This is a genomic window from Clostridium sp. X, from assembly GCF_055755365.1.
Genome location: NZ_CM146912.1, coordinates 81397 through 95320, shown reverse-complemented (window position 1 = coordinate 95320; position 13924 = coordinate 81397). Strand labels below are relative to the sequence as shown.

The window sequence follows — 13924 nt, the reverse complement described above, 5'->3', positions numbered from 1 at the left end:
GGAGTTTATGGAAAAGAATTATTTATACTGGATTTGGGTCAATGAATTAAAAGGAGTTGGACCAGTCACGGCTAAAAGACTACTTAAAAAATTTATAACTCCAGAAGAAATTTATAACGCAACAAAAGCAGAATTAAAAGAACTGGGAGAAATAGGAGAAAAACTTTCAGAAAGTATAGTTGAATCAAAAGATATAGATAAGTGTAAAAAAATCTTGGATGAATGTGAAAAGCAAGGTATAAGTATTACTACATATGAAGAAAAAAAGTTTCCTTCAATTATAGATAAATATTCGGGTATGCCAATTTTACTTTATTACAAAGGAAATCTATATGATAATATATCTGGTGTTGCAATTGTAGGGTCAAGACGTTGTTCTGATTATGGGAAACATGTGACAGTTGAAGCAGCAACCTTCTTAGCTAAGAATAAAATTCCCGTAATAAGCGGTATGGCTAAAGGAATAGATAGTTATGCACATACAGCTTGTATAAAATCTCAGGGTTATACTGTAGCTTTTGTAGGATGTGGGGTAGATATATGCTATCCGAAAGAACACACTGAACTTATGAAAAAAATAATTAATAACGGAGTAGTAATTTCTGAATATCCTCCTGGAACTATGCCGAGTAGACAAAGCTTTCCTAAAAGAAATAGACTTATAAGTGCCTGTTCTGAAAAGATTTTAGTAGTTGAAGCAGGAGAAAACAGTGGTGCTCTAATTACAGCCAAATATGCTAAAGAACAAGACAAAGAAATCTTGGCTGTTCCTAATAATATATATTCTAAAGAGAGTAAGGGTACGAATAATCTTATATCTGATGGATGTAGTATTTATTTAAATCCAAATCAATTAAGTATAAATAATACTGTCAATTCTACTAAAATAGACGAAGTGAAAATGAAAAATGAGATTATTAATATAAGAGATGAAGAAAAATTTATATTAGATTTGATTAAAAGTAAGTCATATACAATAGATGAAATAGTTTTAGCTTTGAATGTAGATAAGTCAACTATTATAGAAGTTATATTTTCGATGGAATTAAAAGGAATAATACGATGTGCTGCTGGAAGATATTTCACTTTGTAAAGGGTCAGACCCTTGTAATAATGTTATTCTCTAAAAGTTTTCCTTTTAAAAAGCTTCCACCTACAAAGGTATTCATATATTTATCTACTGCACTGTCTGATGTAAGGAAACAATCTACTCCATCTATCTTATGAAATCCTGTAGCTCGTACACTTTTTATATAATCATAGGGTTTGTTTGCTATAATAGATTTTATATTAGGAACTATATTATCTTTTATAAGTCTTCAGTATGCATTTTTATACTCAAATATATTACCAAAGTTACTTAAAGTTTTGTTATTCATTTATTTTCTCTCCTTTGTTGTGGTTTTATATAGTAAATATGCAACTCAAGAGAAAAAAGGAAAGTCGTAAGTGTTTTTTACATACACGTAGTACTTTTATAAAAATGTAATATATAAAAAAAATTACTGTAAGCTCTTAGTTATTAAGAGATTACAGTATTACAAATTCTAGATTTTTTTGTTAAATAGAGATTGAGCAAAGTTAAAATATAAGTGTAAAACAATAATTAATTTGGTATAATTATAATAATAGTTTTAGTAAATGAAGGCGTGATTAAATGAGTCCTTTAGCTAAAGAAGTAATTGACAAATTGACTAAAGAGCATGATGCACAAGTTTTAGCAGAAGTAAAGATTTATAATAACATTGATTTACATGAGGTTAGTAAACTATAACATGCCATGAAATAAAAATGGCTGCTAAATAACGGCCATTTTTATTTTATTTTACAAAGAAATTTAGCGAATTACTTAAATACTTAATAAAACCCACCAGAGAGCATATTTTTGATTTGCTCTTTTTCGGTTTTTACACCTATTAGTGAATATTCAACTTCTTTAATTGCATCCTGAGATAGAGAATTTGAATTTTTTAGTAGGCTTTTTTGTAAATTAGATTCTTCTTCATTAAGTTCTTGTAAGCGATTATTTAATTTAGTGTTATCATACATTTCCATAAGTATCACCTCAATTTATTCTTGTACATATACTACCCATTTTTAAATAAATCTATTATATTTTTAAATCCTCATAGAAGAGTTACAGTGATTTGTCGAAATAGAAGGAAACCCATGAGAATTTGATATAAAAATAAAATTACATTATTTGTAATTGATTTATAGAAAGTGGTATAATATGGATATAGTATGTGTAAGGGAGGAACTTTATGAGATATTATAAAATGAGATATTATACAAGGAAGATATTTTCTAGTTGGTGGTTTATTATCTTTTTAGGGATTGCTACAGTAGGGGTTATCGGATTTGGTACTATAAAGGACAATAAAGAACGAAAAAGAATAGCTAGTAGAATGGAAAGTATAAAAATGGAAGAAGCTAAAGCTAATGAAGAGAAATTTGTAAATGCAATTTCGAGTAAATCATTTCCTTCATCTTTAAAAGTAATAAAGGATGTTGTTGCATTTAAGATTGAAGATAATACTCCTGTAGAGGTAAAAAAATTTAAAAAAAATGATGTAATTACTATTGTGGATGAAGTTAATGGGCTATACATATTAAGTATTAATGGAACAAATGTTTATATTCCAGTTGGTTATTTAACTGATATATAGGGATAACTTAGATCAGGAAAAGTAAATATAAAAATTAATTTGAAAGAAATAAGGAGACTTAGGGTTAAGTCTCCTTATTAATACTAAGTGAACTATTATTTAACTTCAGGAACTTGGCGAGGATCATCCTCTTTTCTTTTCTTCTTCTTTGGTGTTTGTATATTCTCATCTTCATCAATACGTCTCATGCCTTTTTTAGCCATTTTAAATCCACTCCTTTAGTTTAAGATTTACAATTATATTTTTTGCATAAAGTAATAATTAATTCGTTATAAAAATATAATATTTTGGATAAAATTTTAAAAAGTGGTTTAAGAATCTTAAGATTTAAAATAATTAGAATCCTTAAAAGGGAAATAGGCAAAATTAGTAAGTTTCATGTTATAATAGAAGAATAGATTTTGTTTTATAGCGAAGTTTTTGAAAAAATAAAAATTTATATTTGATATAGGAAAATTGTTTATTACAAACACAGGAGGAAAAAATATGGCAGTTTTAGTTTGTGGTGGAGCGGGATATATAGGAAGCCATACAGTGGTGGAGCTTTTAGAAAAAGGGGAAGACGTTGTTGTTTTAGATAATCTTGAAAAGGGTCATAAAAAGGCTATACTTGGTGGAAGGTTTTATGAGGGAGATTTAAGAGACAGTGCACTTTTAGATAGAATATTCACTGAAAATAAAATAGACTCTGTAATAGATTTTGCAGCATATTCTTTAGTTGGAGAGAGTGTAGAGGAGCCTTTAAAGTATTTTGAAAACAATGTTTCTTCTACTATTAATTTATTAGATAGTATGAAAAGACATAATATTAAATATATAGTGTTTTCATCGACAGCAGCTACCTATGGTGAGCCTGAGAATATACCAATTTTAGAAGAGGACAATACATACCCGACTAATCCTTACGGGGAATCAAAACTTGCAGTAGAGAAAATATTAAAATGGTGTGATAGAGCATATGGAATAAAGTATACAATTTTAAGATATTTTAATGCTGCAGGTGCTCATATAAGTGGGAAAATAGGGGAGGATCATACACCAGAGACTCATTTAATTCCACTAATACTTCAGGTAGCACTTGGGAAAAGAGAAAAGATAATGATTTTTGGAGATGACTATAAAACAGAGGATGGTACATGTATAAGAGATTATATTCATGTAACTGATTTATCAAGTGCTCATGTTCTTGCTCTTCACAGGTTAAGAAAAGGTGAGGAGAGTAGAACTTATAATTTAGGGAATGGAAAAGGTTTTTCAGTTAAGGAAGTAGTAGAAACAGTAAGAGATGTAACTGGATGTGATATTAAGGCTGAAGTTGCAGAACGAAGGGCTGGAGATCCAGCTATCCTAATAGCCTCTAGTGAGAAAGCTAGGATGGAATTAGGATGGGTTCCTAAATATGATTCACTTGAAACTATAATAAAAACAGCTTGGGAGTGGCATAGAACCCATCCAGATGGGTACTAAAGAACTAAATAAGCTAGTAGAGTAGTACCTCTCTACTAGCCTTTATATCTTTTAGTATCTTTTGAAGCAGCTTTGCATAAAGCGAGAGTTATAATTATAACAAGAGGTATAAATATAAGTAAAGTCAGAAACACAAAGTCTTTCATAGTAATCCTCCATAGCTCTATTATTGATTATCGTTGAAAATTCTGAAACTTTAACTTATTCATAATATAAAAGCTAGTAACTAATATTAGTGATTATGGATAAAAATCATATATATTATACATAAATTATTAGAAGGAAGTTGTTTATATGAAAAAACTATCTATATTTTTATGCATATTATGGATGGGAGTTATTTTTTATAATTCTAACAATAGCGGAGAGGTGTCTAACAAAACAAGTTATGCATTCTTAAGTACCATAGAAAAGACAGGGGAACAAATAAAAAAGGTTACAACTCATGTAAAAAGCGAAAAGCAGAAACTGAATGTTATTATAAGAAAAAATGGACATTTTATTGAATACTTTATATTAGCACTGCTCATTGGCATAGCCTTCTTTACTAATGATTTTAAAGGAAAGAATGCTATAGTATACATACTTTTTATATGTTTATTTTATGCTGTAACAGATGAATTTCACCAAAAGTTTGTTCAAGGTAGGACTTCAGATGTAGGAGATGTGTTGATTGATTTTGGGGGAGCTGTAGCTGGAACAATTATATATTATTTTACTTATTATAAAATATATATTAGAAGAAAAAATGTTTCTCGAAAACTTAGTGATTAATTATTAGAGATGTATACATAAAAAAATAGAACTGCTACAAATGATAAAATTTGTAGCAGTTTTGTTTTAATATCATATAAAAGATTTTTCTTTAGAAAAGTTTTTTATAGCATCGTGATTTTTTAGTGAGAAAAGATAGTTTATAAAGTTTTCTTTTAAGTCCTCGTTTTTTAGAGCGTATTCTATAGTAGCTTGGAGAAATCCAAGTTTATCACCAACGTCATATCTTCTTCCTTGGAAATTATAAGCATACATAGCTTCTCTTTCAATGAGAGTATTTAATGCATCAGTGAGCTGTATTTCTCCACCTTTTCCAGGAGGGGTGTTTTCAAGTATATTAAATATTTCAGGAGTTATTATATATCTACCTAGGATTGCAATGTTTGATGGGGCTTCCTCTGCTGAAGGTTTTTCAACTAAATTTCGTACTTTATGGACCCTATCTTCTATGTGGAATCCCTCTACTATGCCATATTTAGATACATCTTCATGTGGAATTTCTTGAACGCCTAAAATACTTGTTTTGTACTCGTTAAAGCAGTTTATTAGTTGTCTTAGACAAGGAGTCTCACTATCGACTACATCATCACCTAGCATAACTGCAAAAGGTTCATTGCCTACAAAAGCTTTAGCACAGCTTATAGCATGACCTAGGCCCTTAGGTTCCTTTTGTCTTATATAGTGAATATCAGCCATATTAGAAATATTCCTGACTATTTCGAGAAGATCCGTTTTGTTTCCTTGTTCTAGCTGAAGGTCAAGTTCTACTGATTTGTCAAAATGATCTTCGATTGCTCTTTTATTCCTACCGGTTATAATAAGAATTTCTTCTATACCTGAGGCTACGGCTTCTTCAATAATGAACTGTATGGTAGGTTTATCGAGGATTGGAAGCATTTCCTTAGGTTGAGCTTTGGTTGCAGGAAGAAATCTAGTTCCTAAACCTGCTGCTGGTATAATCGCTTTTTTTACTGTCATGTACATTTCACCTTTCTTACGTAATATATAAATACTAATATTCTACAAGAAAGTATAGTATCCTCTAAATTTCAAGTAAGAATGGGAAAAATAATTCATTTACCAGAAATATATATAATGGTAAAATATTTTTATATGGTTTTAGAAAAGAGGGGTAGGGATAAGGATGAACTTTAAAAACAAAACATTTAAAATAACTGCTATAGGACTTTTTATATTAATTCTTAGTGGATATCTTGTTTTTTCACATGGGGGATATAAGGAATATAGTAGTGACGAATCTTTTAATGTGCTTATGAGTGTACTATTAGATACAGTTAAAAACAAAGGAGAGTTAGCCCTTAGTGAAAATGAAATAAATGCATTAGGATCATCTTATTTTAAGGAAGGATTAACAAAAGGAAGTTTGACTATAAGAGGATTAAATATGAACATAAAAGAGGATGAAGTCACAACTTTAATTCCAGTTAAGTTTAAGTCATTTCCAATTCTTTTATCTACGAAAGGTACTTTTAGTATAGATAATAAAGAGGTAGTTTATACTCCAGAATTTTTCAAGGTAGGTAAAATTACTATACCTAGAGGCACTATATTAAATTATATAAGTAAAAACTTTAATAATAAGATTAATGTAGAAGGGGAGTACATAGTTATAGATCGTAGTATTTTGCCAGATGATATAGACTCTTTTAAATTTGCTAATGGGAAATTATTTCTTGTAGCTAAAGAGGAAACAAAGCAGATGCTAGCAAAGACTAACGAATCTATTAAAAAGATTCAGGAGCAAGCAAAAGCAGGTTCAAAAGATAACTCTAATGCCAATAAAGGAACTAACAGCGGGATTGATTACAAGAACTCCGGGAACAAGGTAGGAAATGAGACTAAAAACAGTAATCCTAAAGATAATAATTCTAAGCAAGATACAAGGCAATCCCTTGCACAAATAGCAGGTGAACTAGGCTCATTACAAGGCAGTGCATCCACTTCCAAAGAGAAACAGATGATAAGTATAATGAGTTCCACTGCAAATACGCTACAAAGTAATCCATCATATAATTTTTGGGGAGATGTAAAGAGAGTTATGTCCATTTACGATACACTTACTCCAAAAGAAAAAGAGAAGTTTAAATCTAAAGTATTTAGTGGTGTTGATTTAAATAATGCTATGGAAATTAAAGATGATTATGGAATGTAATAGAAGAGTACTAATTAAGAGTTTATGACAAATAAAACAACTTGTACTAAGTTATAAAGGCCCCTCATATATTTTTATAGAACAGATAAAGTTCTGCATCTTAAAAATATATGAGGGGATTTTTTTATGGGAATATTTTATATTGGGATTTTTTCGCTATTTTTAATTTCCTTGGCACTTGCTTTAGATGCTTTTGGCGTAGCTTTGAGCATAGGATTAAACCCAAAGGTTAAAAGGCGAAGTAAAATTTGGTTTTCTATATCCTTTGGTTTTTTTCAGTTTATTCTTTCTTTTGCTGGAGCTTATTTAGGATATTTATTTAATACGTACATATTATGTATACCTAAGATAATTGGAGGTATAATAATCATTCTTGTAGGACTGCTTATGCTAAAAGAGGGCTCTGAGAAGCACGATAAAAACATACTTGTAAGTAGAAAGATGTATCTAATTCTTGGGGTATCAGTAAGTATAGATGCTGCGGTTGTTGGGTTTACAGTTTTGAACAGCATTGAAAAAGGATTTGTTCTCTTTGAAGCAAGTGTATTTATAGGAATTATTACTCTTATAATGTGTATAATTGCATTTTTAATTGCCAAATATTTAAGGAAAATTTATATTATTTCCCAGTATGCAGATTATGTAGGTGGAATTATTTTAATTTTATTTGGATTAAAAATGATACTTTTATAATTAATTATAAATAGAGTGTTTAACAACTATTTTAATGGATATAATCTTAAAAAAATATATTGGTACTGGAGGATTTCTCATGAATAAGGTTATGTTTATTGGTAGAATCACAAAGGATATTGAATTAAAGGAGCTTAAAGAAAATAATAAGTATTTAGCATCTTTTAAGTTAGCTGTAAACAGAGATTTTGTTAATGAAAATGGAGAGAGAGGAGCGGATTTTATTCCCGTAGTGGCTTGGGAAAAAAATGCTCAGAATTTAGCTAAGTATACTAAAAAGGGTAGTTTAATAAGCATAATAGGAAGACTTCAAACGAGAGATTACGAGACAAAAGATGGCACAAAAAAATATATTAGTGAAGTTATTGCCCAGGAAATACAATTTTTAGACAGCAGAAAACAAAAGGAAACAGCAGTATAGCTAAAAAAGGAAGTTGCGAAGGCAGCTTCTTTTTTACTCTCTATTCCTAGTTAGTAGTGAGCAAAATTCTTGTATTACCAGAAAAATGGTTGTATAGTTACAATTTACCTAGTAAATAATATATGGTAATATAATTCATATAAAATAGAATGAAATGAAAAAGGAGATAATTATGGATTTTGCAGCATTAGTATTAATGGAAGTGGATAAGGATAATAAGTTTGTTGACGAATTAGGAAGTTATGAAGTTAGAGAAGGAGCAGAATATGTAACAAAGTTCTTCTTTAGCCAAGAAGATGAGAGAGTACATTTGTACTTTGACACTAAAAAGGATGTAGAAGAGTGGGAATACACTGCTGTATATGAATTATTTAATGAAGAAGTATTTGAAAGTAAGGGTTATGAGATTGAAGAAAAAGACGATGAATACAATCCTACCTGGTTAGTTAAATTTGATTATATTGAAGAACATATGGATATGGCAGAAAAATTAAATGAAGTTTGTGGCATAATAAATGAGGAATTAAATAGAGTGTTTAAAGAAGCAGAGATAAAAAAGTCAGAGTACATGTAATAGGAAATAGGTATTGTTATCTAATAAAAAGTGAGGTGTATGTTTGTGAGTGAAGTAAAAAAGGTTAAGAGAAGAGAAGAGATTTCAAAAGAAGATAAATGGGATGTAGAGAAAATATATCCTAGTTCAGAGGAATGGGAAAAGGATTTTTCAACGCTAAAAGAAATGGCACCAAAGCTAAGTGCATTTCAAGGTAAATTAAGCGATCCAAAAGAACTTTTAGCTTTTTTAAAATTAGATGAAGAAGTATCCAGACTTACTGATAGGCTTTTAATCTATGCATTCTTAAAGGCTGATGAGGATACTACAAACAATACTAACCAAGCGCTAAAGAACAAAATAGAAACATATTCTGCTGAGCTATCAGCAATGTCTGCATTTTTCACACCAGAGATTTTATCTTATGACGAGAAGGTCATAGAGGAGGCTATAAAATCTCTTAAAGAACTTCAAGTATATGATTTCATGTTTAAAAGACTTTTAAAGGCAAAGCCTCATACCCTAAGTAAGGAAGTTGAAGAACTTTTAGCATCTGTATCTGATGCTTTAAATGCTCCTTCAAGTATATTTGGAATGCTTACAAATGCAGATATGACTTTTCCTAATATAAAAGATGAAGAAGGACATGAGGTAGAATTAACTGAAGGTAATTATGGTATCTATCTAAAATCAAAGGATGTAAAAGTAAGAGAAGCTGCTTTTAAAGCTTTATTTGGAGTTTACGAGCAGTTTAGAAATACAATAGCTTCTTCTTTAACATCTTCAATTAAAAACTTTTCTCTTATGGCAAAAACTCGTAAATATAAAGGTTCTCTTGAAAGCTCCTTAGAACCTAATGATATAACTGTTGAAGTGTATGATAATGCAATTAAAACTATAAATGATAATCTTGATACACTTCACAGATATGTAAGAGTAAAGAAAAAATTGCTTGGACTTGATGAAATGCATATGTATGATTTATATGTTCCAGTAATAGATACTCCAAAGATGCATATAGAGCTAAATGAAGGAATAAAGCTTGTAAAGGAAGCTTTAAAACCCCTCGGAGAAGAATATTCAAAAATATTTGATGAGGGAATTGAAAATAGATGGATAGATATATATGAAAATAAGGGAAAGAGAAAAGGAGCCTATTCATGGGGATCCTATGATACAATGCCTTATGTACTTTTAAACTATAACTATGAATTAAATGATGTATCAACTTTTGCTCATGAAATGGGGCATTCAATACATTCTTATTATTCAAGAAAAGAACAGCCTTATGTGTATGCTAATTATACTCTTTTCTGTGCAGAGGTAGCTTCCACTGTAAATGAGAACTTTTTAATAAACTATCTTATAGAAAATGAAAAGGATGAAAAGAAAAAATTATATCTTATAAATACACAACTTGAACAGATAAGAACAACTGTATTTAGACAAATAATGTTTGCTGAATTTGAAAAAATAACTCATGAGAAGACAGATATGGGTATACCTCTTACAAGTGAAGAGTTATGCAAAATATATCACGACTTAAATGTTAAGTATTTTGGAGAAGACATAATAATTGATAAAGAAATAGATATGGAATGGGCTAGAATACCACATTTTTATAATGACTTCTATGTTTATCAATATGCTACAGGATATTCAGCAGCAAACTCTTTTGTTAAACAGATAATGGAAAAAGGCGATGAAGCTGTAGGAAAATATATAGGTTTCTTAAAGAGTGGTGGTTCAGATTATCCTATTAATATTTTGAAAAAAGCGGGAGTAGATATGACTACACCAAAACCAATTGAGGATACTATAGCAAGATTTAATGAACTTTTAGATATGCTGGATAAATAAAGAGAGTTATTGGCTTTAGGTGAGTATTTATTTCACCTAAAGTTTTTTTGTTACAGGATTCACAGAAAGTGATTTTGATAAAGAAAACTGCACTATTTTGAAGAATTTTGAAGTCAAGTATTTATAAAATTTAGAAATTGCACCAAAAATGATGAAATATCTTCAAGATTATATTATAATAGGTATAATTGAAGCTTATTTAATTAATATTGGAATCATATTAAAATAGATATTAAAAAGAGTATAGCTATTATAAATATAGATTTGGACAGCAAATGAAACCAATTTTACGAGGTGTAATATGAGACTAGAGTTTATAAACAGAGTTAAGGATAAAGATATTCTAGGAAAAAATATTTTAACCAGTGATGGGGGAGTACTCTTAAGAGCTGGAGTTCAGTTGACAAATCAATATATAGACAAGTTAAGGGAATTAGGGGTAATTTATGTATATATTGAAGATGATAGACTTGATGATGTCATGGTTGATGATGAAGAGCTTGGAAAGCTAAAGCAAGTAACTATGAAAAGCATGGATAAAATAATTAAAAACTTAAACAATTCTAATAAAAGTCAGGCAAAAGACTCTCTAAAGGTAGTTGAAAACCTTATAGAATATATAATAGGTTCCGCTGATGTAAATAAAAGCTTATACGATATTCATACTTATGATAATTATACATATGTACATTCTATTGATACAGGAATAATGGCAGTTTTCTTAGGTCAATCCTTAGGATTTAAAGAAGGGGATTTAAAGGAACTAGGAAAAGGTGGTATACTTCATGATATAGGAAAGACTAAAATATCTGATAGTATTATATGTAAACAAGGACAATTAACAGATAGTGAATATCTTGAAGTTAAAAATCACCCTATATATGGAAGAGAAATTTTAAATAAGCATATGCATATATCAGATATAGTGTTAAAGTCTGTAGAACAGCATCATGAAAAAGTTGACGGAACTGGATATCCTTATGGACTATCTGGTAATGAAATATCACGATACGGTAAAATTGTTGGAATTTGTGATGTATATGATGCTATAAGTAATGACAGAAGTTATAGAAAGAAATTTAGTCCTAATGATGCTTATGAACTTATATTAGCTGGGGCAGGTTCAAGCTTTGATAATCAAATAGTTTTGAAGTTTAAGGAAACCTTCGCAATATATCCACTTGGGTGCTGTGTTAGACTTTCTAATAATGTTGAAGGATATGTTATACGTCAAAATAAAGGATTCCCAGATAGACCAGTTATAAGAATATTATATAATTATATCAATAAAGAACCTATAGCTTTCTATGAGATAGACTTATTGGAACACCTAAATATAGTAATTACAGAAACAGTGTAAAAATATAATATTAAATTTAGAAGCATTTATTTATAGAAACACCTATTAATAGGTGCTTTTATTTTTTGGTATAATTAAAATAGATTTCTTTATGGAATATTTTTTCGCTTTAGGTTAAAATTATAATTAAGTTATTTATAAGGGAGAATAGGAATGAGCAGTGATGAATTAATAAAGTTTATAATAAATATATTTTGTCAATACTATAAGTATAATATTGAGGAATTTAAGATAAAAGATAGTGAAAAAAACCTTTGGGGATTAAGTAAGGTAATAGATAACAAAACAGAGTATGTTGTATTTTTAGATGAAAATAATTTTGAAAATTTAGATACAAGCTTTTTGTATAATAAAAATATGATAAGAGATGTAGAAATTATAAAGGTTTTAGTTATAGATAGAAATAAAGAGAAAGGAATTAATTGGCATATTTTAGTTGAAAGATCTAATAATGAAATTGTAGTTGTGGATAAATTCAGTGATAAGGTTTTATATTATACTCCAAATATAAATTTATTTTCAAATCGAATGGAAGGAATTTCAGAATATAGAAGAAAACTAAAAGAAGAGAAAGTAAATAGAAAAATCAATAAAATGGATATGGGCACAATAACAACAATATTAATTATTACTAATATAATAATGTATATTTTTACTGCTTTTCTTTCAGGAAATCCATTTGATGCTAATGTTTATGTGTTAATTAAATTAGGTGCTAAAGAGAATTCGTTGATTTCGCAGGGGGAATACTATAGGTTTATTACAGCTATGTTTTTACATGGTGGACTAGTACACTTAGGATTTAATATGTATGCACTTAGGGCTTTAGGGCCCACTGTAGAGAAGGTTTTTGGTAAAGTAAGATATATTGCTATCTATTTTCTAGGGGGAATTATTTCAGTTATTTCAAGTTATATATTTTCACAGGAAATTTCAATTGGAGCATCAGGAGCAATATTCGCTCTTCTAGGAGCAATACTAGTTCTTGCAATAAAAAGTAAGGATAGAGTAGGAAATGGAATGGTCAAAAACATACTTTCTGTTATAGCCATGAACATATTTATAGGATTTTCACTATCAAATATAGATAACTATGCACATTTAGGAGGACTTATTGGAGGTATTCTGATAGCTGCTGTGTTGAAAAGTAAGGATAGTCTATAAGAATTTTAAGAAATTTGGAGGGGAATTATGAAAAGAAGTGTACCAGAGATAAATGGAATTTTAAGAAGCCATATGATTACTGTTCCAGCAATTATTAGAGAGGTAAGTGGTATTATTGTTTTGGGCAAGAGAATAAAGTCCTTAATTTTCAGTACTGATGTTGCTGTAATTAGAAACAATAATGCAGATGTCATTATGGCGGTATATCCATTCACTCCACAGCCTGCTATAACTCAATCAATTGTAGTAGGTACAGATAAACCTGTGTTTTGTGGCGTTGGAGGGGGACTTACTACTGGTAAAAGAGTTGTAAATTTAGCATTAGATGCTGAGTTTAAAGGAGCTATGGGAGTAATTTTAAATTCTCCTACCCCAAATCAGGTAGTCAGTAGAGTTAGAAAAACTATAGATATACCTGTAGTAGTTACGGTGGTGTCAGAAAAAGAAGATATTCAAGGAAGAATAAACGCAGGAGCCAGTATTTTGAATGTTTCCGGAGGTAAAAAGACTGCAGAGATTGTAAGATATATAAGAAGTAATTTTCCAGACGTCCCAATAATAGCTACAAGTGGACCCACTGATGAGAGTATAAGAGAGACTATAGAGGCAGGGGCAAATGCAATTACATATACACCACAATCTTCAGCTGATATTTTTTCACAAGTTATGCTTAGATATAGAAATGTACACGAAAATCAGGAATCCTCTAAAGAAGAAACTAAAGAACCTATAAGTGCTAATGTTGAGATTAGTACAGAGGACACAGATTATCAAATATAGTAAGGAAAAG

At 29.7% G+C, this 13924-nt stretch carries 14 protein-coding genes; 12 read left to right on the top strand and 2 right to left on the bottom strand.

The window, feature by feature from the left end:
• Window positions 1–7 precede the first annotated feature (7 nt).
• Window positions 8–1093 (top strand): DNA-processing protein DprA, encoded by a 1086-nt coding sequence (gene dprA / locus ACX0KU_RS00480; protein ID WP_472990991.1) that lies wholly within the window; start codon window positions 8–10, stop codon window positions 1091–1093.
• 764 nt (window positions 1094–1857) lie between these two features.
• Here dprA and ACX0KU_RS00475 read toward each other — a convergent pair.
• A complete protein-coding gene (locus tag ACX0KU_RS00475) occupies window positions 1858–2055 on the bottom strand; it encodes a hypothetical protein (protein ID WP_472990990.1) in 198 nt (65 codons plus the stop codon).
• Between the two features lie 209 nt (window positions 2056–2264).
• On the opposite strand from ACX0KU_RS00475, the gene ACX0KU_RS00470 reads away from it, so the two are divergent.
• The 3 genes from ACX0KU_RS00470 (at window position 2265) to ACX0KU_RS00460 (ending at window position 4910) form a co-directional block, all read left to right on the top strand.
• Window positions 2265–2669: a hypothetical protein gene (locus ACX0KU_RS00470; RefSeq protein ID WP_472990989.1), complete on the top strand. Its 405-nt coding sequence runs from the start codon at window positions 2265–2267 to the stop codon at window positions 2667–2669.
• A gap of 486 nt (window positions 2670–3155) precedes the next feature.
• A complete protein-coding gene (galE, locus tag ACX0KU_RS00465) occupies window positions 3156–4136 on the top strand; it encodes a UDP-glucose 4-epimerase GalE (RefSeq protein ID WP_472990988.1) in 981 nt (326 codons plus the stop codon).
• Between the two features lie 294 nt (window positions 4137–4430).
• Window positions 4431–4910, top strand: coding sequence for a VanZ family protein (locus tag ACX0KU_RS00460; protein WP_472990987.1), 480 nt, complete (start codon window positions 4431–4433; stop codon window positions 4908–4910).
• Window positions 4911–4982: 72 nt separating this feature from the next.
• Here ACX0KU_RS00460 and galU read toward each other — a convergent pair whose 3' ends face one another.
• Window positions 4983–5888, bottom strand: a complete 906-nt coding sequence (gene galU, locus ACX0KU_RS00455; RefSeq protein ID WP_472990986.1) for a UTP--glucose-1-phosphate uridylyltransferase GalU — start codon at window positions 5886–5888, stop codon at window positions 4983–4985.
• Window positions 5889–6054: 166 nt separating this feature from the next.
• Between galU and ACX0KU_RS00450 the strand changes: the two genes are divergently transcribed.
• The 8 genes from ACX0KU_RS00450 (at window position 6055) to ACX0KU_RS00415 (ending at window position 13914) form a co-directional block, all read left to right on the top strand.
• Window positions 6055–7083 carry a hypothetical protein gene (locus ACX0KU_RS00450; protein WP_472990985.1) on the top strand — a complete coding sequence of 343 codons (1029 nt, stop codon included), beginning with the start codon at window positions 6055–6057 and terminating at the stop codon, window positions 7081–7083.
• A 141-nt stretch (window positions 7084–7224) separates the two neighbouring features.
• Window positions 7225–7776, top strand: coding sequence for a manganese efflux pump MntP (locus tag ACX0KU_RS00445; protein WP_472992375.1), 552 nt, complete (start codon window positions 7225–7227; stop codon window positions 7774–7776).
• Between the two features lie 79 nt (window positions 7777–7855).
• A complete protein-coding gene (locus ACX0KU_RS00440; protein ID WP_472990984.1) occupies window positions 7856–8197 on the top strand; it encodes a single-stranded DNA-binding protein in 342 nt (113 codons plus the stop codon).
• 172 nt (window positions 8198–8369) lie between these two features.
• Window positions 8370–8771 carry a DUF6762 family protein gene (locus tag ACX0KU_RS00435; RefSeq protein ID WP_472992374.1) on the top strand — a complete coding sequence of 134 codons (402 nt, stop codon included), beginning with the start codon at window positions 8370–8372 and terminating at the stop codon, window positions 8769–8771.
• A gap of 39 nt (window positions 8772–8810) precedes the next feature.
• Complete coding sequence (gene pepF / locus ACX0KU_RS00430) at window positions 8811–10610, top strand: oligoendopeptidase F (RefSeq protein WP_472990983.1); 1800 nt, start codon at window positions 8811–8813, stop codon at window positions 10608–10610.
• A gap of 301 nt (window positions 10611–10911) precedes the next feature.
• Complete coding sequence (locus tag ACX0KU_RS00425; RefSeq protein ID WP_472990982.1) at window positions 10912–11970, top strand: HD-GYP domain-containing protein; 1059 nt, start codon at window positions 10912–10914, stop codon at window positions 11968–11970.
• Between the two features lie 153 nt (window positions 11971–12123).
• A complete protein-coding gene (locus tag ACX0KU_RS00420; RefSeq protein ID WP_472990981.1) occupies window positions 12124–13134 on the top strand; it encodes a rhomboid family intramembrane serine protease in 1011 nt (336 codons plus the stop codon).
• 27 nt (window positions 13135–13161) lie between these two features.
• The gene (locus ACX0KU_RS00415; protein WP_472990980.1) at window positions 13162–13914 is read left to right on the top strand and encodes a hydrolase; all 753 of its coding nucleotides are present in this window, start codon (window positions 13162–13164) and stop codon (window positions 13912–13914) included.
• Window positions 13915–13924: the final 10 nt, after the last annotated feature.

Bases quoted from the DNA above. Each gene is read 5' to 3' on its own strand.
- dprA (WP_472990991.1), top strand. From the start codon at position 8: ATGGAAAAGAATTATTTATACTGGATTTGGGTCAATGAATTAAAAGGA.
- ACX0KU_RS00475 (WP_472990990.1), bottom strand. From the start codon at position 2,055: ATGGAAATGTATGATAACACTAAATTAAATAATCGCTTACAAGAACTT.
- ACX0KU_RS00470 (WP_472990989.1), top strand. From the start codon at position 2,265: ATGAGATATTATAAAATGAGATATTATACAAGGAAGATATTTTCTAGT.
- galE (WP_472990988.1), top strand. From the start codon at position 3,156: ATGGCAGTTTTAGTTTGTGGTGGAGCGGGATATATAGGAAGCCATACA.
- ACX0KU_RS00460 (WP_472990987.1), top strand. From the start codon at position 4,431: ATGAAAAAACTATCTATATTTTTATGCATATTATGGATGGGAGTTATT.
- galU (WP_472990986.1), bottom strand. From the start codon at position 5,888: ATGACAGTAAAAAAAGCGATTATACCAGCAGCAGGTTTAGGAACTAGA.
- ACX0KU_RS00450 (WP_472990985.1), top strand. From the start codon at position 6,055: ATGAACTTTAAAAACAAAACATTTAAAATAACTGCTATAGGACTTTTT.
- ACX0KU_RS00440 (WP_472990984.1), top strand. From the start codon at position 7,856: ATGAATAAGGTTATGTTTATTGGTAGAATCACAAAGGATATTGAATTA.
- ACX0KU_RS00435 (WP_472992374.1), top strand. From the start codon at position 8,370: ATGGATTTTGCAGCATTAGTATTAATGGAAGTGGATAAGGATAATAAG.
- pepF (WP_472990983.1), top strand. From the start codon at position 8,811: ATGTTTGTGAGTGAAGTAAAAAAGGTTAAGAGAAGAGAAGAGATTTCA.
- ACX0KU_RS00425 (WP_472990982.1), top strand. From the start codon at position 10,912: ATGAGACTAGAGTTTATAAACAGAGTTAAGGATAAAGATATTCTAGGA.
- ACX0KU_RS00420 (WP_472990981.1), top strand. From the start codon at position 12,124: ATGAGCAGTGATGAATTAATAAAGTTTATAATAAATATATTTTGTCAA.
- ACX0KU_RS00415 (WP_472990980.1), top strand. From the start codon at position 13,162: ATGAAAAGAAGTGTACCAGAGATAAATGGAATTTTAAGAAGCCATATG.